The sequence below is a fragment of the Pseudomonas sp. H9 genome (assembly GCF_004353925.1).
Lineage (GTDB): Bacteria > Pseudomonadota > Gammaproteobacteria > Pseudomonadales > Pseudomonadaceae > Aquipseudomonas.
This window is the reverse complement of sequence record NZ_SMOK01000011.1, coordinates 196,435-217,093: the sequence shown is the minus strand read 5'-3', so window position 1 is coordinate 217,093 and position 20,659 is coordinate 196,435. Positions and strand designations below refer to the sequence as shown.

Annotated in this window: 19 protein-coding genes; 1 reads left to right on the top strand and 18 read right to left on the bottom strand. The window is 61.7% G+C overall.

The genetic code is table 11. From position 1 onward, the window contains the following. The first annotated feature begins 22 nt into the window (after positions 1–22). A complete protein-coding gene (locus tag E1573_RS08970) occupies positions 23–1,999 on the top strand; it encodes an alkyl/aryl-sulfatase (protein WP_133212734.1) in 1,977 nt (658 codons plus the stop codon). A gap of 919 nt (positions 2,000–2,918) precedes the next feature. Here the strand turns inward: E1573_RS08970 and E1573_RS08960 are convergent. The 18 genes from E1573_RS08960 to E1573_RS08875 form a co-directional block, all read right to left on the bottom strand. Further along, the gene (locus tag E1573_RS08960) at positions 2,919–3,848 is read right to left on the bottom strand and encodes an electron transfer flavoprotein subunit alpha/FixB family protein (RefSeq protein WP_133212730.1); all 930 of its coding nucleotides are present in this window, start codon (positions 3,846–3,848) and stop codon (positions 2,919–2,921) included. Further along, the gene (locus E1573_RS08955; protein ID WP_133212728.1) at positions 3,849–4,598 is read right to left on the bottom strand and encodes an electron transfer flavoprotein subunit beta/FixA family protein; all 750 of its coding nucleotides are present in this window, start codon (positions 4,596–4,598) and stop codon (positions 3,849–3,851) included. Between the two features lie 84 nt (positions 4,599–4,682). Beyond that, a complete protein-coding gene (locus tag E1573_RS08950) occupies positions 4,683–5,825 on the bottom strand; it encodes an acyl-CoA dehydrogenase family protein (RefSeq protein ID WP_133212726.1) in 1,143 nt (380 codons plus the stop codon). Positions 5,826–5,841: 16 nt separating this feature from the next. Further along, positions 5,842–7,038 (bottom strand): acyl-CoA dehydrogenase family protein, encoded by a 1,197-nt coding sequence (locus tag E1573_RS08945; RefSeq protein WP_133212724.1) that lies wholly within the window; start codon positions 7,036–7,038, stop codon positions 5,842–5,844. Between the two features lie 132 nt (positions 7,039–7,170). After that, a complete protein-coding gene (locus E1573_RS08940; protein WP_165957310.1) occupies positions 7,171–8,010 on the bottom strand; it encodes an AraC family transcriptional regulator ligand-binding domain-containing protein in 840 nt (279 codons plus the stop codon). Between the two features lie 17 nt (positions 8,011–8,027). Further along, entirely contained in the window at positions 8,028–9,080 is a 1,053-nt protein-coding gene (locus tag E1573_RS08935) for an AraC family transcriptional regulator (RefSeq protein WP_133212720.1), read from the bottom strand. A gap of 132 nt (positions 9,081–9,212) precedes the next feature. Further along, on the bottom strand, positions 9,213–10,364 hold the full coding sequence (locus E1573_RS08930; protein ID WP_133212718.1) for a thiolase: 1,152 nt from the start codon (positions 10,362–10,364) through the stop codon (positions 9,213–9,215). After that, positions 10,361–10,741, bottom strand: coding sequence for a Zn-ribbon domain-containing OB-fold protein (locus E1573_RS08925; protein ID WP_133212716.1), 381 nt, complete (start codon positions 10,739–10,741; stop codon positions 10,361–10,363). Before E1573_RS08925 ends, E1573_RS08930 begins: the two co-directional genes overlap by 4 nt. A 15-nt stretch (positions 10,742–10,756) precedes the next feature. After that, positions 10,757–11,230: a PaaI family thioesterase gene (locus E1573_RS08920; RefSeq protein ID WP_133212714.1), complete on the bottom strand. Its 474-nt coding sequence runs from the start codon at positions 11,228–11,230 to the stop codon at positions 10,757–10,759. Positions 11,231–11,249: 19 nt separating this feature from the next. Next, positions 11,250–12,473 carry an acyl-CoA dehydrogenase family protein gene (locus tag E1573_RS08915; protein ID WP_133212712.1) on the bottom strand — a complete coding sequence of 408 codons (1,224 nt, stop codon included), beginning with the start codon at positions 12,471–12,473 and terminating at the stop codon, positions 11,250–11,252. Continuing rightward, a complete protein-coding gene (locus E1573_RS08910) occupies positions 12,463–13,614 on the bottom strand; it encodes an acyl-CoA dehydrogenase family protein (protein ID WP_133212710.1) in 1,152 nt (383 codons plus the stop codon). The genes E1573_RS08915 and E1573_RS08910 overlap by 11 nt, the downstream gene beginning before the upstream one ends. A gap of 25 nt (positions 13,615–13,639) precedes the next feature. Further along, positions 13,640–14,608 (bottom strand): nitronate monooxygenase family protein, encoded by a 969-nt coding sequence (locus tag E1573_RS08905; RefSeq protein ID WP_133212708.1) that lies wholly within the window; start codon positions 14,606–14,608, stop codon positions 13,640–13,642. A gap of 75 nt (positions 14,609–14,683) precedes the next feature. Further along, on the bottom strand, positions 14,684–15,769 hold the full coding sequence (locus tag E1573_RS08900) for a Zn-dependent alcohol dehydrogenase (RefSeq protein WP_133212706.1): 1,086 nt from the start codon (positions 15,767–15,769) through the stop codon (positions 14,684–14,686). 52 nt (positions 15,770–15,821) lie between these two features. Further along, entirely contained in the window at positions 15,822–17,234 is a 1,413-nt protein-coding gene (locus tag E1573_RS08895) for a coniferyl aldehyde dehydrogenase (protein WP_133212704.1), read from the bottom strand. 36 nt (positions 17,235–17,270) lie between these two features. Beyond that, entirely contained in the window at positions 17,271–18,077 is an 807-nt protein-coding gene (locus tag E1573_RS08890; protein ID WP_133212702.1) for an enoyl-CoA hydratase/isomerase family protein, read from the bottom strand. Positions 18,078–18,145: 68 nt separating this feature from the next. Next, positions 18,146–19,294 (bottom strand): acyl-CoA dehydrogenase family protein, encoded by a 1,149-nt coding sequence (locus tag E1573_RS08885; protein ID WP_133212700.1) that lies wholly within the window; start codon positions 19,292–19,294, stop codon positions 18,146–18,148. Positions 19,295–19,394: 100 nt separating this feature from the next. Beyond that, positions 19,395–20,231 (bottom strand): SDR family NAD(P)-dependent oxidoreductase, encoded by an 837-nt coding sequence (locus E1573_RS08880; RefSeq protein ID WP_133212698.1) that lies wholly within the window; start codon positions 20,229–20,231, stop codon positions 19,395–19,397. An 18-nt stretch (positions 20,232–20,249) separates the two neighbouring features. Continuing rightward, the gene (locus tag E1573_RS08875; RefSeq protein WP_133212696.1) at positions 20,250–20,657 is read right to left on the bottom strand and encodes a MaoC family dehydratase; all 408 of its coding nucleotides are present in this window, start codon (positions 20,655–20,657) and stop codon (positions 20,250–20,252) included. Between the last annotated feature and the right edge of the window lie 2 nt (positions 20,658–20,659).

Below are 20,659 nucleotides of genomic sequence, written 5' to 3'. Positions count from 1 at the left end.
CAACAATCAAATTGGAGTCGTCATGCCGATCCCTGCCAAACCGGTCCTGCTTGTCAGCCTGATTGTCGCCCTGGGCACACAACCGCTTTACGCTGCCGATCAGGTCGTCAGCAAACCTGCCAGCGCAATCACTACGGCAAAGAATGCCGAGGCGCTCAAAAACCTGCCTTTCAGTGACCGTACCGACTACGACTCGGTCAGTCGCGGTCTGATTGCCCCCTTTACCGGGCAGATCAAGAACGCGAGTGGCCAGCTGGTCTGGGACATCGACGCCTACTCGTTTCTCGCCCGGGAAAAGCCGGCCGACACCGTCAACCCGAGCCTGTGGCGCCTGGCGCAGTTGAATGTGCACGCAGGCCTGTTTGAAGTTGCGCCGAAGATCTACCAGCTGCGTGGCATGGACCTGTCGAACATGACCATCATCGAAGGTGACGATGGCCTGTTCATCATCGACCCTCTGACCGTGACTGAAACCGCTCGTGCGGCCCTCGACCTGTACTATCAGCATCGCCCTAAAAAGCCGGTGGTCGCGGTTGCCTACAGTCACAGCCATGCCGACCATTTCGGTGGCGTACGCGGCATAATCGACGAAGCCGACGTCAAGGCCGGCAAGGTGAAGATCTACGCCCCAGTCGGGTTCATGGAGCATGTGGTGAGCGAGAACGTCTTCGCCGGCACTGCCATGAGCCGTCGCTCCCAATATCAGTTAGGTTCGCTGTTGCCACGCAACGAGCAAGGTCAGCTGGAAGCCGGCATGGGTAAGACTGCTCCTGTCAACGGCTCGATGACGATCATTGCCCCCACCGATCTGATCAGTCAGACCTACGAGACACACAAGGTCGCCGGATTCGATGTCGAATTCCAGCTGACGCCAGGCACCGAAGCGCCAGCCGAGATGAACTTCTTCCTGCCGCAACTGCGCGCTGTATGCATGTCGGAAAACACCACCCAGATGATGCACAACATCCTCACGCCACGCGGCGCCCTGGTGCGTGACGCCAAGGCCTGGAGCGAGTACATCGACGCCAGCCTGGCGCGCTACGGTGACAAGGTCGATGTCATGTTCGTCTCACACAACTGGCCGACCTGGGGAGGCGAGCGTATCCGTACCTTGTTGGCCGATCAGCGTGACATGTATGCGTTCCTCAACGACCGCACTTTGCACCTGATCAACAAGGGCATGACGCCGACAGAAGTTGCACAAAACATGCAGAAACTGCCCGGTGACCTGGACAACAAGTGGTACACCCGCGGCTACTACGGCTCGCTCAGCCACAACTCCCGCGCGGTGTATCAGCGCTACCTGGGCTTCTACGACGGCAACCCGGCCAACCTCGATCCGCTGCCACCGGTTGAAGCCGGCCAGCATCTGGTTGAAGCTCTGGGCGGCGTCGAAGCCGTTATCAAGCTGATGCAGGCTGCCATCGACAAGGGCGACTACCGCTGGGCCGCACAACTGGGTAACAACCTGGTGTTCGCGGCGCCCGACAACAAGGATGCACGCAATTTGCAGGCCGACGCCCTGGAACAGATGGGTTACCAGGCCGAGAACGCCCTGTGGCGCAACATATACCTGACAGGCGCCATGGAACTGCGCAACGGCGTGCCGCAATACGAGGGATCCAAGGCGAAGCCGGACTTGGTCAAGGCCATGACCCCGAAGATGTTCTTCGACTACCTTGCCGTGCGCCTGGACAGCGAAAAAGCCGTGGGTCACGACATGGTCCTGAACTGGGTATTCGAGGACCTCCAGCAACCCTACACCCTGACCCTGCGCAATGGCGTGCTGACGCACCGCGATGGTGTGAAGAACGACCAGGCCGTGCTTACGGTGAGCATGGACAAGACCACCCTGGACAAAATCAGCTTGCGTGAATTGGACTTTCCGACGGCGATCAAACAAGGCGCGCTCAAGCTCGACGGAGATGGCAAGAAGCTGGGTGAATTGTTGTCGATGCTCGACAGCTTCAGCGGGCAGTTCAATATCGTCACCCCCTGATCACTTCCTTCTTCAACGCGGGACAGCTCAATGCCCGCGTTGCTTGAGTTTTTATCCATTGGGTGTGGTGGCTATGCTGGCCCCACCTAATGGATAAGCCCACAGCATATCCCGGCAATCCGTGAAAAAACCCAAAAAAAGGTTCTTCACGAATTGTCGGGGAGTAATTGGCTTTGGCTTTGGCTTTGAGCGCTGTGAGCTTATCCGTTTGGCGTGGTGGCTCCTCAGGCCCCTTCCGCCTTTACGGCGGCTGACTTTTTTCTTGGAAAAAGTCAGCAAAACCGCTCGCTCCTGCATCCGGCCCTACGCTGCGCTTCGGGTCCCTTCGCTCCGGCGCCCTCCAGGCCCGCGCGGCCTACGACTTGCTACGCAAGTCTACATCTCGCGCCTTCGGCACAGCCGAAGGGTGCTTACGCACCTGGCCCTCCAGGCACCTCCACTCAGCCTCCTGAAGTCGCAAAATTACGGGCAGCGCCTGCGCTGGCGGTATCTTCGATAGCGGCAAGCTTGAAGCTCCAAGCTTGAAGCTTGAAGCTTTTGTGGACTCGATAGTCCAGACGCTGCGGTCTGCGACTTCAGGAGGCCGAGTGGAGGTATTGCGTAGTGAGGTGACGGGCAGGAGCCCGTCAAGCGCTTCGGGCCATGGATGGCCCGTTAGCGCGGTCCTCACGGGAGCAATACCGGAAGGAGGGAACCCGGAGCGCAGCGTAGGGCCGGATGCAGGAGCCAGCAGTTTTGGTTCCTTTTGCCAAGACAAAAGGGACCCGCCGTAAGGGCGGAAGGGGCCAGTGGAGCCACCACGCCAAACGGATAAGCCCACAGCGCTCAAATCCAAATCCAATACTCCCCGATAATCCGTGAAGAACCAAAAAAAAAGCCCGACCAAAAGGACGGGCACTTTATCAGCGAAGCTACCGAACTAGACCAAGCTCTCCAGCGCTGGTACGGCTTCGAACAGGTCCGTGACCAAGCCGTAATCAGCCACCTGAAAGATTGGCGCCTCTTCGTCTTTGTTGATCGCAACAATCACCTTGGAGTCCTTCATCCCGGCCAGGTGCTGGATTGCGCCGGAGATACCAACGGCAATGTACAGCTGTGGCGCGACGATCTTGCCGGTCTGACCGACCTGCATATCGTTCGGTACGAAACCTGCGTCGACCGCAGCGCGCGAAGCACCGACACCAGCGCCAAGCTTGTCGGCCAAGGCGTACAGATGCTTGAAGTTGTCACCGTTCTGCATGCCGCGGCCGCCGGAAACGACGATCTTGGCAGCGGTCAGCTCAGGGCGATCGGACTTGGCCAGCTCTTCGCCAACGAAAGCCGAAGTGCCAGCGTTGTGCACGGCAGCAACGGCTTCAACAGCAGCCGAACCACCTTCAGCGGCAACGGCGTCAAAACCGGTGGCACGTACGGTGATGACCTTGACGGCAGCGTTCGATTGCACAGTGGCAATGGCGTTACCGGCGTAGATCGGGCGCTTGAAGGTGTCTGCCGACTCTACCGAAATGATTTCGGATATCTGGTCAGCGTCCAGCTGCGCGGCAACGCGTGGCAGGATGTTTTTACCGTTGGAGGTAGCTGGCGCCAGCACGTGGCTGTAACCCTTGCCCAACTCGGCAACCAGCGGTGCTACGTTTTCTGGCAGCAGGTTGGCGTAAGCGGCGTTATCGGCAACCAGCACCTTGGCAACGCCAGCGATCTTGGCGGCAGCTTCAGCGACACCACCAACATTCTGGCCAGCGACCAGCACGTGGATGTCACCACCGATCTTGGCGGCAGCAGCAACAGTGTTCAGCGTTGCCGGAGCAACGGTACCGTTCTCGTGTTCAGCGATAACCAGGATGGCCATTTAGATTACCTTCGCCTCGTTCTTAAGTTTCTCAACCAGTTCAGCAACCGACTTGACCTTGATACCGGCGCTGCGAGCAGCCGGCGCTTCGACTTTCAGGATCTTGCTGGTGGACGCCGTGGAAACGCCCAGCGCTTCTGGAGTCACGGTTTCCAGCGGCTTCTTCTTGGCCTTCATGATGTTCGGCAGCGATGCGTAGCGTGGCTCGTTCAGGCGCAGGTCGGTGGTGATGACCGCCGGCAGGTTCAGCGCTAGCGTCTGCAGGCCGCCGTCGATTTCACGGGTGACGTTGACCTTGTCACCCGCCACTTCAACCTTGGAGGCGAAGGTGCCCTGGGCGAAACCGGTCAGCGCAGCCAACATCTGGCCCGTCTGGTTGTTGTCGCTGTCGATGGCTTGCTTGCCAAGAATGACCAACTGAGGTTGTTCCTTGTCGACCACAGCCTTGAGCAGCTTGGCCACGGCCAGAGAGTTCAGCTCATCGTTGGATTCGACCAGCACCGCACGATCAGCACCCAGTGCCAGGGCAGTACGCAGCTGCTCCTGAGCAGTGGCCGGGCCGACGCTAACGACGACGATCTCGCTCGCCACGCCCTTTTCTTTCAGGCGGACAGCTTCTTCCACGGCGATTTCGCAGAAGGGATTCAGGGACATTTTCACGCTGGTCAGATCGACACCGGTGTTGTCCGCCTTGACGCGGACCTTCACGTTGAAGTCGACCACGCGCTTGACGGCGACGAGGACTTTCATAGGACTCTCCAAAAAAAGGACCCCGTGGGGCCCCAGGTATGCAATTCGTTCCCGCGCTCGGCACGGGAACGCCTCAACGGTGACTCAGGCGACCTGCATCAACCGGCTGTAGGCCTTGAGGTGGTGGTCGTCATCGCCGAACTCGTGGCTGATCATCACCAGATGCTTGGCGTAGTGCGAACCTGCGTACTCATCGGTCAGGCCGATGCCACCGTGCAACTGGATGCTCTGCTCGCAGATCAGGCGACCGGCGCGGGTGACGATGAACTTGGCGGCGGCCAGGGTGCGGCTGCGTTCTTCGCTGTCCGGCTGGTCAGCCACACAGGCGGCCAACATCGCCATGGAAGTAGCTTGATCCAGTTCGGTGCGCATATCGACCATGCGGTGTTGCAGCACCTGGAACTTGCCGATCGGTTGACCAAATTGCTTGCGTTGCTTGAGGTAGTCCAGAGTCAGGTTGCACGCAGCCGCCATCGCGCCGGTAGCTTCAGCGCACTGTGCCGCAATGGCACGACCTTGCTGGTAACGCAGCGCCGCCAGGGCTCCGCCGCTTTCACCCAACAGGGCATTGGACTCGACAAAAACGCTGTCCAGATACAGCTCACAGCCCTTGCGGCCATCAGCCAGAGGGTAGACGCGACGTTTGACGCCCTTGGCTTGCGGATCGACCAGGAACAGGCTGATCCCCTCTTCATCCCGTGCATTGCCTGCCACCCGCGCCGATACCAGGATCAGGTTCGCGCTGTGGCCACCGATAACCGCCACTTTGCGACCGGTCAGCTCGAAGCCGCCCTCGACGATTTCGGCATGGGTCTGCACATCATTGAGGTGGTAGTGGCTTTGCGGCTCTTCAAAGGCCACGGCCAGTTGCAGTTCGGCGCTGGCGACCTGCCCTAGCAGGTCATTTTTCTGCGCCTCGCTGCCCAGTTGCTGGATGAGACCGCCGGCGTAGATGACCGATTGCAGGTAAGGCTCAAGGCACAGGCCACGGCCCAGCTCTGTCATGACCAGCAGGGTCTCCACACCGCTGCCGCCGAAACCGCCGTACTGCTCGGCGAACGGTACCGAGGTCAGGCCCAGCTCGCCCAGGGTCTGCCAGAAGGCTTTGCCGTAGCCCAAATCCGTGTGCCGGAATCTTTCCCGCTGTTCGAAGTTATAGGCGTCGCGTACCAGTCGTGCAGCGGTGTCCTGCAGCATTTGCTGCTCTTCAGTCAGTTTGAAATCCATGATCGGAGCGACCTCATTAAAGTTCGAGAATCATCTTGGAAACGATGTTCTTCTGAATTTCGTTGGAGCCGCCGTAGATCGACAGCTTGCGCATGATGAAATACTGACTGGCGACGGTTGAGCTGTAGTCGGTATGCAGCTCGTCGTCGCCAAAAGCTTTTTCCAGCTCGTCCTCCAGGAACGGCAACGCATACGGGCCGACGGCCTTGCGCAGCAGATGGGTGATGGCCTGACGTATCTCGGTACCCTTGACCTTGAGGATCGAGCTTTCCGTACCGGGTACACCGCCTTCACTGCTGGTGGCCAGGATGCGCAGGTTGCTCATCTCCGTGGCCATCAGTTGCATCTCCACTTCAGCGATCTGCGCGCGAAACAGCGGGTCTTCAATCAGCGGGCGGCCTTCGCACAGCTCGCGGCCGGCAATGACTTTCAGATGTTTGAGCAACGCCTTGGAAGCGCCAATGCCTGCCAGGCCAGTGCGTTCGTGAGTCAGCAGATACTTGGCACAGGTCCAACCCTGATTCTCTTCGCCTACCAGATTGGCCACCGGCACACGCACGTTGTCGAAAAACACTTCGTTGACTTCGTGATCGCCGTCCAGGGTGATGATCGGACGCACGGTCACGCCCGGTGTCTTCATGTCGATCAGCAGAAAGGAAATGCCACGCTGGGCCTGGGCGTCCGGGTCGGTGCGCACCAGGCAGAAGATCCAATCGGCATGCTGAGCCATGGTAGTCCAGGTCTTCTGGCCGTTGACGATGTAGTGGTCGCCATCACGTACCGCGCGGGTTTTGAGCGAAGCCAGGTCGGAACCGGCCCCCGGCTCCGAATAACCCTGGGCCCACCAGTCGGTGGAATTGAGGATTCGCGGCAGGTAATGGGCTTTCTGCTCCGGCGTACCGAACTTGATGATGACCGGTCCCACCATCACCACACCGAACGGCAGAACGCGCGGGGCACCATACGCAGCACACTCTTCATCGAAGATGTGCTTGTGCACCACGCTCCAGCCTTTGCCGCCCAGTTCGACCGGCCACATGGGGGCGTACCAGCCGCGCTTGTTGAGCGCTTGCATCCAGCTGACGTTATCGCTCTTGGACAGACGCTTGCCAAGCCTGACTTTGGCAGCGACATCGGCTGGCAGATTATTGTGCAGAAAATCGCGCACCTCCTGACGGAAGGCGAGCTCATCGGGGGTGAAATGGATGTCCATCAAGACTCCTTGAGCAGTGTGAATTAAGGCCGGGCGGGATGAGTGCCCGCGCTGTGCAACGGACATCGAGTATCGGCCCGGCCCCAGGGGAACTCTCTAGTTCATTCGAACCAATTTGAGGGTGTGTGCAGGTCAGGCCTGGCGGAATTGCCGGGGCGTGACGCCGTACTGCTTGCGAAACGCTCGGGTGAAGTTGCCGGGCTGGCTGTAGCCCATCAGGCTGGCGATGTGTTCGATCGGGTGAGTAGAGCTCTTGAGCCACAGCCTGGCCTTGGCCAACCCTTCGTCTTCATGGGCAACGGTCGGTTGCTGCGATTGCCAATGCTCGAGCATGGCCCGATGGAAGAACTCGTCGGCTTTCACATGCCGCCAATCAAGGGCCTCGAGCGAGACCTCGAAGGCTGGCGAAGACGCCAACTCATGGACCACGTTCCACTCATCCAGGAGCCCGGTGCATTGCTGCTGCGGTGTAATCCACACCTTTTTCAGCAACTCTCCAGGCGCCTTGCCCACGCGGCGCGCTACGTTGCGCAACAGGGCCGATAGCGCGGCATCGAGCCAGAAAAAGTGCGGGGCCGGCTGCGGCACCGCAAGGGTAAAAATCACCGACTCGGCAGTCTGCCGGGTCTCAAGCCGCATGCGATCGGTTAGCAAGGGCAGGAACTGTCCCAGACAACGCAAGCCCACGGCCAGAGTCGGTGCCGAATCCATCAGAATGTTCAAACCGTGCAGACCGTTGGCGGTCAAGCGATGGGACATATCGCACCCCATGCGCTTGTCACCGCTGGCGCGTTCGCAAAGCTGGCAGAGCAATTCAAACTGTTCACATGGCAGTTTGTGCAGCGGGTTCGCGAGTTGGCTACGGCTGATGCCGGCCTCGAGTAACAGTTGCGCGGTATCCAGACCTCGGGATGCCGCATGATCAAGCATCAGGTTGACCAGTGTGCTGGTGGCGGAGAACGTTTTTGTCATTGTCATCATTCTCTTGTTTAGCGCTGTTGCGGCTTGGCAAATCGTTCGCGCCAGGTGCCTGGGCTGCTGCCGTACCAGCGCTGGAACGCGCGGGAAAAACTGGAGAGATCGCGGTAACCGAGCAAATCGGTTACTTCGATCAGGTTCAGGGACGAATCTTTGAGCAGGTCATAGGCACGATAACGACGGTGTTCATCGAGCAGATCGCTGTACTGTCCGCCCTGGGCTTGCAGGCGCCGACGGGCTGTGCGTCGAGTGATGTGGCGATGGTTGCAGAACGCCTCCAGCGTCGGTCCGTTGGACAGTTCGTGCGCGATCTGATCGCAGACTTCAGCCAGCAATGTCGGCCGACTGTACTGGTTGATATCAGCCATCAACGCCTGCAGCCGTGACACCAGCGCGTCGTCACGGCGGCTCACTTCGCGTACGAACAGCTCGCGATCGAAGTGCAAGGCGTGCCAGGGTTGCTCCCAACTGACCGATGCTTTAAAGGCAACTGCATGACGCGAAACGTCGGTCAGCGCCTCATGGGCGAACGACAGGTGTCGCAAGGGCGAGCCGGGCTGACCGCTACTCAACATCTTGCGCCGTACCAGCGCGCACAGTCCGGCAAAAACGTAATCGACCATCTGCGGTGTGGCTTGGAGGCTGCCGCAGTCATAAAGGCGCATCTGCACCTCGTCCCCACGAAATACCAATTCGCTACGGAAATGTCCCTGGAATTCGGCCATGTACCTGGCCAGATGCTCGAAACCACGCTTGAGCGAGGATTCCGCGTCAAACAGGTAGCTCATGCCATTGGGTTGTCTGGATACTGTGCTAAGCCCCAGCTCAAGGCCGATGCCAGGATCGCCGCTGAACTCGACAGCCAGGTCCCAGAAACGCCGGGACATGAGCATCGGCACCCGCACCAGCGGCGCCCTGATTTCTTCAAGGCTGCGCTGGAACACCGCCTCGATCCGCTCGACCGCCAGGCCAAGACGCAGCAGCCCGTCGATGGCCGGCACCAGGGTGGGCAGGTAGACGGTGTTGGGCTGTACGGGCGGTGTCGGTTCGATCTGCGAGGCCATGACGTCTTCCTGAAAGGCGGACCTTGCAGCAGCGCCGCTCCTGCAAGGTGGGTGTTCAGCTTGAGGTCAAGTATCCCGCCCGGTCCGCCCGTTGGCTCTAGATCATTCGAACCAATTTCAGAACCAGTCGTCTCAAAGCACCGCCTCGCTGCCCAGGAACGCCGTGACTTGGCTGGACAGCGTGCCGCCATTGCCGTGCAGCAAGGCGACATCGGCTTTTTTCAGCTGCCGTGCGCCGGCATTGCCGCGGATTTGGGTCACCGCCTCGACGATCAGGAACAACCCGTACATGCCCGGATGCACGCAGGACAACCCGCCACCGTTGGTGTTAACCGCCAAACCGCCGCCCGGTGCGATGTGCCCACCCTGTACGAAGCGCCCGCCCTCGCCTTTCGGGCAGAAGCCGAGGTCTTCGAGAAACAGGATGGTGTTGATGGTGAAAGCATCGTAGAGCATCACCAGGTCGACATCGGCATGCTTGACCCCGGCCATTTCCATGGCCCGTGGCGCGCTTTCCGAGGCGGCGGTAACGGTCAGATCCGGCATGCAGACTACAGAGCGGTGCCACTGGGCACCCGCGGCACCGAGAAAGTACACCGGCTTTTGCGACAAGTCCCGTGCCCGGTCGGAACGCACCAGCACCACCGCCGCACCGCCGTCGGTGACCAGGCAGCAATCGGCGGAACTCAATGGATCGCTGACCATGCGGCTGGCCATCACGTCTTCGATGCTCAGTGGCCCACGGGCAAACGCTTCCGGGTTAAGGTTGGCCCAGCCACGGGCGGAAACGGCCACTTCGGCGAGCATTTCGCGGGTAGTGCCGTACTGGTGCATGTGCCGACTGGCCGCCAGCGAGTAAGAGGTAATCGGGTGACGCGGCTTGTAGAAGGTCTCGTGCCACTGCGGCTCGCTCATGGACACCAGCTTGCCGCCGGCGGTGCGCTGGTTGGAGCCATAGCAAATCAGTGCCGCGTTGCACAGACCGGCCTCCAGGGCGAGGGTCGCCTGCAACAGGTGCATTTCGAAGCTGGAGCCGCCGACGTTAGTGCCGTCGACGTACTTCGGCTTGATGCCCAGGTACTCGCACACCGACAGGGTCGGGAACGCGTGCGAACTGGTGGCGGCGAACACGCCGTCGATATCGCCAAGTTGCAGCCCGGCGTCGGCGATGGCCTTCAGCGAGGCCTGGCCGAGCAGTTCGATGGCACTGAAGCCGCGGGCCTCGCCGCACCCGGCGGTGCCAATACCCACAATGGCGGTCTTGCCGCGAATGGCCTGGTTCATACCGACTCCTCTTCGATCAAGTCAAACACTACGCCGGCCACTGCGTCGACCTCGACGATGCGCGCCTTCACCCGACTGCCGATCGGTGCGGTTTCCACGCCTTCGATGCGCGACATCATGCGCACGCCCTCGTCAAGGTCGATCAGCGCCACGTTGTGGCTGCCGGTCCGGGCACGGTTGACGGTGATCGCATAGAGCGTCCCGGTGCCGGTGGCCTCGACCCATTCCAGGTCGGTCTCGCCAGTGCCGGGGATCATCACCCGCGGGTAGAACACGTAGCGACCGGTGGACTGACTGCGTTGCAGCATGAAGCGTCGCTGGTCGAGGAACGCCTGGTACTGGGCCTCGGGGCCCAGCAGCGGAAAAGATTCGGACATGGGATTACTCCAGATTCAGGATTTTGCCTGGGCCGCGACCGCGGCATGCAGGCTGTGCGTATTGGCGATCAGAGTGCCTTTGGCGCGCGCCACCAGGCGTTCACCGTCCATCAGGCTGAGACTGGCGTTGCACAAGGTGCGGCCGAGCTTGTGGACCTCGACATGCGCCTCGATCCACTGTCCCGGACGCGCCGGGCTGATGTAGTCGATGCTCAGCTCGACGGTCGCCGGCGGTAGTTCGTAGCCGCCCTGCACGCGGATAAATGCACCGAGCGCAGTATCGGCCAGGGTCGCCAGCAAGCCGCCATGGGCAATGTGCAGCGGGTTGAGATGCTCTGGCAGGATGCGTGCGGCGACCTCGCCGGTCGCCGGCCTGAAGTAGAAGCCGCGGCAGTTCTGCACAAAGCCGGGCAACCCCGGACGCTGCATCGGCACAAAGCCTTCGGGGATGTCGTCGATCGACTCGACGACTGGGTCCATGACACTCATGACGGATTCTCCATGCGAATTACAGGCCTAGTACCTGCTTGGCGATGATGTTGCGCTGCACTTCGCTGGTACCTCCGTAGATCGAGGCCTTGCGATAGTTGAAGTAGCGAGGCACCACCGGGCCGGCATAGGCCGGCCCCGGGCGCGGCGCTTCGGCACGGCCATAGACCTCGGCCCAGGTGTCGCGGATGAACGGCCAGCCCTGCGGACCCACCGCCTCCACCGCAAGCTCCGTGATCGCCTGCAGCGTTTCGGTACCGGCCAGCTTGATCATGCTCGACGCAGCGCCAATCGACGAACCGGAGTTGAGCCCGGAGAACACCCGCAGCTCCGCGGCATCCACTGCGGCGACCTGGATCTCCAGTTCCAGCAGGCGGCGGCGGAAATCCGCGTCGTCGATAAGCCGGCCGCCGTCGTCGGCTGGCTGCCGGGCGGCCATGTAGCGCACCTTGTCCAGCTGTTGGCGCAAGGTCGGGCCATAGGCGCCGCCACGTTCGAACTCCAGCAGGTACTTGGCGCAGGTCCAGCCCTGTCCCTCTTCGCCGATCAGGTTCTGCACCGGCACGCGCACGTCCTCGAAGAACACCTGGTTGACCTCCTGCTCGCCGGGCATCGGCCCGTCCAGCAGCGGGATCGAATCGACCTTGATCCCCGGGGTGGTCATGTCCACCAGCAGGAAGGAAATGCCGGCCTGCTTGCTGGCGTCGCGGCTGGTGCGTACCAGGCAGAACATCCAGTCGGCCCACTGCGCCTGAGTAGTCCAGATTTTCGAACCGTTGAGCACATAGTGATCGCCGTCGCGCACCGCCTTCATCTGCAGCGACGACAGGTCGGAGCCAGAACCCGGCTCGGAATAGCCCTGGCACCAGAAGATGTCAGAGGCCAGGGTGGCCGGCAGGAAACGCGCTTTCTGCTCGGCAGTTCCGAAACGCATGATCACCGGCGCGACCATCTTCAGGCCCATCGGCGAGACTTTCGGGCAGCCGGCGGCGGCAATCTCGGCCTGGAACAGCAAGCGCTGAGTCGGCGTCCAGCCCGGTCCACCGTACTCGGTCGGCCAGTCCGGCGCGGCCCAGCCGCGCGCGTGAAGGAGTTTTTGCCAGCGACGCTGGCCTTCCTTGTCGAGGTAACCGTTCTTCGACTGGGCGACCATCTCGCGCAACTGCTCGTCGAAGACGTCGGCGATCCAGGCACCGACCTCCTCGCGAAAGGCCTGCTCCTGGGCGGTGTAATCAAGATTCATGGGCAGCCTCCCCGGCCAGTTCGCTGTAGCGGCGCAGGTGATGATCCACCGAGCCGAACTGCTGTTCGATCACGGTGGCGCGTTTGAAGTAGTGACCGACCGCCAGTTCCTCGGTGATACCCATACCGCCGTGGATCTGCACGGCGCCCTGGCCGACTGCGCGCAGCGCCTTGCCGACCCGCACCTTGGCGGCACTGGCGGCCATCGCCCGTTCGTGCGGGGTGCCGGCCAGTTTTAAGGTGGCCATGTAGGTCAGCCCGCTGGCCTGCTGGATGTGGATGTGCATGTCGACCATGCGGTGCTGCAGGGCCTGGAACGAGCCGATTGGTATGCCGAACTGGCGGCGCTCCTTGGCGTAGGCCACGGTGTCGTCGAGCATTTTCTGCATGATCCCCACCGCTTCGGCGCACTGCGCCAGCAACGCTTCGTCGAACACCGCCTCGATCAGCGCCAGGCCCTGGCCCTCGGCACCGATCAGGTTGGCCGCTGGGACGCGGACGTCTTCGAACCAGACTTGCGCGGCACGCCCGCCGTCGACGGTCGGGTAGTCCTGGGTGCGGAGCCCGGCACTGGCCTTGTCGACCAGTAGCAGACTGATACCGTCGCGGTCACGACGCTGACCGGCACTGCGCACGCTGACCAGCAGGTGGGTGGCGAATGGCGCATCGAGCACCAGGGTCTTGTGACCGTTGAGCACGAAGGCATCGCCGTCGCGCTGCGCTGACAGTTGCACGGCGTGCAGGCAGTAGCGGCTCTGTGCCTCGCTCTGGGCCCAGGCGATGCGTACCTCGCCGGCCATGATTCTCGGGATGATGTCGCTGGCCAGTGCGCCTGGGCTGCGCTTGAGCAGGCCGCCAGCGAACACCACGGTGGACAGATAGGGCTCGATCACCAGAGCGCGGCCGAAGGCCTCCATGACGATGAGGTTATCCACTGCACCGCCGCCCAGGCCGCCCTGCTCCTCCGGGAAAGCTGCCGAAAGAATACCCAGTTCGCTGGCGAAGGCCTGCCAGCAGCCCGGTCGCCAGCCGTCGGCGGACGCCACGGCCTTCATCCGGCTGTCGAAATCGTATTGTTCGTCCAGATAACGCGCGAGCATATCGCGCAGCATCTGTTGTTCGTCACTAAAGGTGAAATCCATGGCTCGGTACTCCGGCGGCTGCAGATCAGTTGGCCCAGCGTTGGGCGGTCTGCAGGTGCGTGCGACATTCGGCGACCATGCGCTCGAGCAACTCGGCACAAGTGGGAATATCGTCGATCAGGCCGACGCACTGGCCGGCGGTGACAATGCCGTCGTCCGGCTGGCCAGCCTCCAGCGCCGCGCGACCACGCGCTCCGGCGACCAGATGACGGATGTCCTCGAACTGTGCGCCGCCCTTGCGCTCAATGCTCACCACCTCGTCGGAGATGGCGTTTTTCAGCACTCGCGCAGTGTTGTGCAGGGTGCGGAAGATCAAGTTGGTGTCGCGTTCGCTGGAGTTGACCAGCGCCTGCTTGATGTTGGCGTGGATCGGCGCTTCGACGGTGGCGCAGAAACGCGTACCCATGTTCACCCCTTCGGCACCGAGCGTCAGGGCCGCGGCCAGGCCGCGACCATCGGCGATACCGCCGGAGGCAATCACCGGGATCTTAAGCTTGCGCACCGCCTGCGGGATCAGTATCAGGCCCGGCACGTCGTCTTCGCCGGGGTGGCCGGCGCATTCGAAGCCGTCGATCGACACCGCGTTGACGCCCAGGCTCTGCGCCTTCAGCGCATGGCGGATGGCCACGCACTTGTGGATCACCTTGAGACCGGCGGCCTTGGCACGGGCGATGTGTTCACCCGGGTTGTTTCCTGCGGTTTCCAGTATTTTCACACCGGACGCGATGATCACGTCGAGGTACTCGGCGTACGGCGGCGGGTTGATCGACGGCAGCAGCGTCAGGTTGACGCCGAACGGCTTGTCGGTCATCGAACGGCATCGCTCGATCTCGCGGGCCAGATCTTCAGGCGTCGGCTGGGTCAAGGCGGTTAGAATGCCCAGACCGCCAGCATTCGAAACAGCCGCGACCAATTCCGCGCGACCGACCCACATCATGCCGCCTTGGATGATTGGGTAGCGGATGCCAAGCATTTCTGTAATACGCGTTTTCATTGACGGGTTCCCATCGAATGCAAAGGAAGAAAAGCCCGACCGTAGACCGGAGATGCCGACCGGCCGGGAGAAAAATTACTGGTCGAACACAATCACCGAGCGCGCCAGTTCACCGCGCTTGAGCTCGTCAAAGGCGCTGTTGATCTGCTCCAGCTTGATCCGCCGGGAAATCATCTCGTCGAGCTTCAGGCGACCCTGCAGGTAGAAGTCGACCAGGCGCGGCAGGTCCACTAGGAATCGGTTGGAGCCCATGTACGAGCCCTGAATTCTCTTTTCACCAAGAAAGTCCAGACCGTGCAGCTCAAGCTTGACGCCTGGTTTGATCATGCCAATCACCGTGGCGGTGCCGCCGCGACGCAACATGCCGAAGGCCTGCTCGGCGGTCTGCTTGAGGCCGATGCATTCGAACGAGTAATGCACGCCGCCACCGGTCAGTTCGAGCACCTGCTTGACTGCGTCACCATCCTTGCCATTGACCACGTCGGTGGCACCGAACTGCCTGGCCAGTTCCAGCTTGCTGTCAAGCATGTCTATGGCGATGATCCGCGCTGCGCCAGCCAGCGCCGCTCCGTTGATGGTGGCCAGACCCACGCCGCCACAGCCGATCACCGCCACGGTTTCACCCGGACGTACCTGAGCGGTGTTGAACACCGCACCGGTGCCGGTGATGACTGCGCAACCCAGCAACGCGGCACGATCAAGCGGCATGTCTTTACGGATCGCCACGCAAGCGTTCTCGTGGACCAGCATCTGCTCGGCGAAGCCGCCCAGGTTCATGAACTGCGCAATCGGCTTGTGCACGTAGCTCAGGCGCGACTCTTCGTCTTTACCTCGCTTGGTACTCGGCGACTGGCAGCGGTTCATGTGGCCGGTGACACAATCGCTGCAGCAACCGCAGAACGCTGACAGGCAGGTGACCACATGATCGCCCGGCTTGACACTGCGCACGTCGGCGCCGACCGCCTCGACGATGCCCGCCGACTCATGACCGAGCAGCAGCGGCAGCGCATAGGGATAGGTGCCATCGACGATGTGCAGATCGGAATGGCAGACGCCGCTGGCCATGGTGCGGATCAGCACCTCACGCGGCCCGGGTTTGCTGATGCTGACTTCTTCGATGGTCAATGGCGAACCCGGCTGATGGAATACGGCAGCTCTCATAAACAACTTCCTGTGAATGCGGGACGTAACAACGCGATCACGTCCCGCCGGATTAACGACTGATCAACGAGCTGACGATCTGGCGGACTTGCTCGACGTAGGGCGGACGCATCAGGTCCGGACCCTCGACCGGGCGATACACAGCCTTGGCGTGGCTGAAGGTCTTGAAGCCGTCCATACCGTGATAAGCCCCCATGCCGCTGGGGCCGACACCGCCGAATGGCAGGTTCTCGACGCCGACGTGCTTGATCACTTCGTTGAGGGTCACCCCGCCGGAAGTGGTGCGGCTGAGCACGTAGGCTTCCTCGTCGGCATCGGTGCCGAAGTAGTAGAGGCCCAGCGGACGCGGATGGGCATTGATATAGGCGACCACTTCGGCAATCGTCTGGTACGACTTGATCGGCAGCAGCGGACCGAAGATCTCGTCCTGCATCACCTTCAGATGATCGCCAGGGTTGCGCAGCAGGGTCGGGGCGATCTTGTGGTGTGGCTGGTCAGTGAAATCCTCGCCAGCCGGGTTCAGTTCGATCAGCTCAACGCCGGCCTCGCGCGCCTCGGCCAGGTATCCCTGCAGGCGCTCGAAATGGCGGGCGTTGATAACCGAGGTGTAGTCCGGGTTGTCCTTGAGGTTCGGGAAGTAGCCGGCCAGCACAACCTTGGCAGTGGCGATAAATTCCTCGACCTTCTCCTCTGGAACGAACACATAGTCTGGCGCCAGGCAGATCTGCCCGGAGTTATGCATCTTGCCGGTGATGACTTTAGTCACTGCGGCCTTGAAGTCGGCGGAGCGCGAAACGATGGTCGGCGACTTGCCGCCCAGCTCCAGGGTTACCGGCACCAGGTTCTCGGCGGCGGCGCGCATCACGTGCTTGCCGACGCTGGTTGCGCCAGTGAATAACAGGTGGTCGAAGGGCTGACTGCAGAACGCCTGACCGACCTGCGGACCGCCGGTGATCAACGCGACTTCCTCTTCGGCGAACACCGAGGCGAACATTCGCGCCATCAGCTCGGACGTGCGCGGAGTGAACTCGGACGGCTTGATCATCACCCGATTGCCGGCCGCCAGAGCGCCAGCCAGGGCACTGAAGGCCAGGTTGACCGGGAAGTTCCACGGGCTGACGATGCCAATCACGCCCAGCGGCTGGTACTCCACCCAGGCTTCGCCGCGGTCGGTGTGGCGGGTTTCGGGCTTCATCCACTCGGCCAACCGGGCCTTGGTCTGCTTCAGGGTCATCAGCGGCGACAGCACTTCACTGACGCGGGTGAAGTCCTTGCTGCGATGGCCAAAATCACGGGTGACCGCTTCGATGATCTCTTGCTCGTGATCGACCAACAGGCCGATGGCGCGGTCAATCAGTTCGATGCGCTGCTCGGCGCAAGACGGGCCTGCTTCCAGGAAAGCGGCGCGCTGCTTGTCCAGGATCGCGCGGATCTGCACACCGTTCGGGTTGTCATTCATGCTCATTGCAAACCTCTTTTTATCATCGTGATGGGTGGACGCTCAGGCGTCGTTGCGCTTGGATTTCGGCCACTGGAACAGCGCCGGCTCCTTACGGGTGAAACGGCCGGCGGCCTCCTTGAGGTAGTTCGAGGACATGCACACCGCCTGGTTGCTCGCTTCGGCATTGAGCATGCCGGCCAGGTCGCTTTCCAGTGAGGCGTTGAGCAGGCGCTTGGTCATGCTGAAGCCCGTGGGTGACAGGTTGGCCATGGCGCGGGCTAGCTCCTCAGCGCGGGCATGGAAGCGCTCTACTGGCAGCACTTCCAGGGCGATGCCTAGCTGCGCGGCTTCCTGGGCAGGGATTTCGCGGGCCGAGTAGATGATCTCCTTGGCCTTCTGCAAACCGACGATGCGCGGCAAGGTATACGAGGCGCCCAGGTCCGGGCCGAGGCCAAGTCGGGCGAAGGCCATGCAGAAGCGCGCTCGCTCGGAGGCGATCAGGAAGTCGCAGGCCAGCCCCAGGCTGAACCCGGCGCCGAAGGCCACACCGTCGACCGCGGCGATAAGCGGCTTGTCGAAGTCGGCCATGGCCAGCAACAGGCGGTTGTTCTCCTCCATGCGCCGGCGCACGGAGGCGCCTTCGACGAAGTCACCCTGCATGTTGCCGATGTCGCCACCAGAGCAGAAGTCGTTGCCCGCTCCGGTCAACAGTACGGCCTTGACCTCAGGGTTGCGGCGCAGTCCGTTGAGGGCATCGAGCAACTCGGCGAACATTTGCACAGTGAGCGCGTTCTTGCGCTCGGGGCGGGCCATGACCAGCGTGGCCAGGCCGTTGTCGATGGACAGTTCTATAGTCGACGGCTTCATTGCGGTTCTCGGTGCAGGGACGCCCGTCGCACGGGGCAACGGGCAGCAGTTGTAGGGCTCGCCGGCGCTTACAGGGTGCGTGCGATGATTTCCTTCAAGACTTCGTTGGAGCCACCGAAGATCTTCATGATCCGTGAGTTCACGTACTGACGGGCGATCGGGTATTCGACCATGTAGCCGTAGCCGCCGTGCAGTTGCAGGCATTCATCGACGATTTCACAGTAGCGCTGGGTGCCCCACCACTTGGCCATTGCGGCAACTTCGCCGGTCAGTTCGCCCTTGAGGACCTTGACCATGCAGTCGTCGATGAAGGTACGTGCGATGGTGTAAGTGGTCTGCATCTCGGCCAGCTTGAAGCGGGTGTTCTGCAGGTCTATCGAGGTCTTGCCGAACAGCTTGCGGTTGCGGGTGTACTCGATGGTGTCGGTGAGCGCGCGCTCCATACCGCCCAGCGCAGCGAGGGCGATGATCATGCGCTCCTGCGGCAGCTGCTGCATGAGCTGGATGAAACCCTGGCCTTCCACAGGGCCGAGCAGGTTGGCCTGCGGCACGCGCATGTCGTCGAAGAACAGCTCGGCAGTGTCCTGGGCCTTCTGGCCGATCTTCTCGAGGATGCGGCCGCGGCGGAAGCCCGCCAAATTCTCGGTCTCGACCACGATGATCGAGGTGCCCTTGGCCCCTTTCTCCGGATCGGTCTTGGCCACCACCAGGATCAGGTCGGCGTGGTAACCGTTGGTGATGAAGGTCTTCGAACCATTGATAACGTAGTCGTCGCCATCCTTCACCGCGCGGCACTTGATGGCCTGCAGATCGGAACCGGCACCCGGCTCGGACATGGCGATGGCGCCTACCAGCTCACCGCTGGCCATCTTGGGCAGCCACTTTTGCTTCTGCTCCTCGCTGGCGTAGCGCAGGATGTAGTGGGCGACGATGCCGCTGTGCACGTTGTTGCCCAGGCTGGCGGAGATCTGACGGCTCTGCTCGATGTTCAGGATGGCGTCGTGGGCGAAGCTGCCTCCCATGCCACCGTACTCTTCGGGAATGCTCAGCAGCAACATGCCGCACTCGCCGGCGCGCCGCCAGGTGTCACGATCGACTCGCTGTTGCTTGGCCCAGCGCTCTTCATTGGGGAGAAGCTCTTCGGCGACGAAGCGGCGCGCGGATTCCTGGAAGATCACCAGATCATCGACAATCCAGGGAGATTGGTAGTCAGTCATGGGATGCCTCGGATTGCGGTGCCCATAGGGCAGCAAAAATTCGTGAATGCACCGGGTCAATCGCACGATGGGTGCGATTGTTCCGCTATCGGGTGTTTACTTAGAAATTGCCGCCGGGGCCGCCGCCGCAGTAGATGGTCTGACCGGAGCAGTAGTCCGACTCCGGCAGGCAGAACAACACCACCGCGCCGGCCGCTTCCTCGGCCTTGCCCGGACGTCCCAGCGGAATAGTGGTGCTGACGGCGTCGAGACGGGCCTTCTGCACGCCAACCTTGATCTCGCGGCCTTCGATGTTGACGGTCTTGCTGTCTTCACCGGCCAGGGCCTGGGTCAGTCGGGTATCAATGATGCCGAAGGCCACGGCGTTGACGTTGACCTTGTAACGGCCCCACTCCTTGGCGAGCGCCTTGGTCATGCCGAGGATGCCGGCCTTGGCCGACGAGTAGTTGGCCTGGCCAGCGTTGCCACCGGCGGCGCCGGAGGAAATGTTGACCACTTTGCGCAGTACTTCGCGGCCTTCGGCAGCGTCTTGCTTGGCCAGCGCGCTGAAGATCGGCTGGGCGGCACGCAGGATGCGGAACGGTGCGGTCAGATGGCAGCCGATGATCGCGTCCCACTGTTCGTCGGACATCTTCTGGATCACGTTGTCCCAGGTGAAGCCGGCATTGTTGACGATGATGTCGATACTGCCGAAGTTGTCCATGGCGGTCTTGAGCAGGCGATCGGCAAAATCTTCGGCGGTCACGCTGCCGATGCAGGCGACGGCTTCACCACCGGCGGCGCGGATGTCGGCGACGGTTTGTTCGGCGGGCTCCTGATCGAGGTCGTTGATCACGATGTTGGCGCCCAGGGCCGCCAGTTGCAGAGCGACCTCACGGCCGATGCCACGGCCGGAGCCGGTGATCAGGGCAACTTTGCCTTCAAGTTTCTTGCTCATGTTTCTCTCCTCTAAAAGTCAGGCGCTCAGTGCGACGATGGCTTCGCCGCTGAGCTTGATTTCACCCGCCTGGTTGCGGGTGGTGATTTCCAGGCGCACGGTGCCGGCAGCTTCATCTTTCTCGAGCACCTTGCCTGAGCAGGTGATCTGCTCCTGCAGTTGGGTGATCGCGACGAAGCGCACCGTGTAGTGACGCAGCTGCTCCTGCGCCACCCAATTGGTCAGCAGGCGAGCCAGGTAGGCCATTGACAACATGCCGTGAGCGAACACGTCGGGCATGCCAGCCTTCCTGGCGAAGTCGATGTCGACGTGGATCGGGTTGTGATCGCCCGAGGCGCCGCAGTACAGCGCCAGGGTGGTGCGACTTATCGGCTCAGTGGTGAACGACGGCAGTTCGTAGCCGACTTCGGTTTGGGCAAGATTCATGG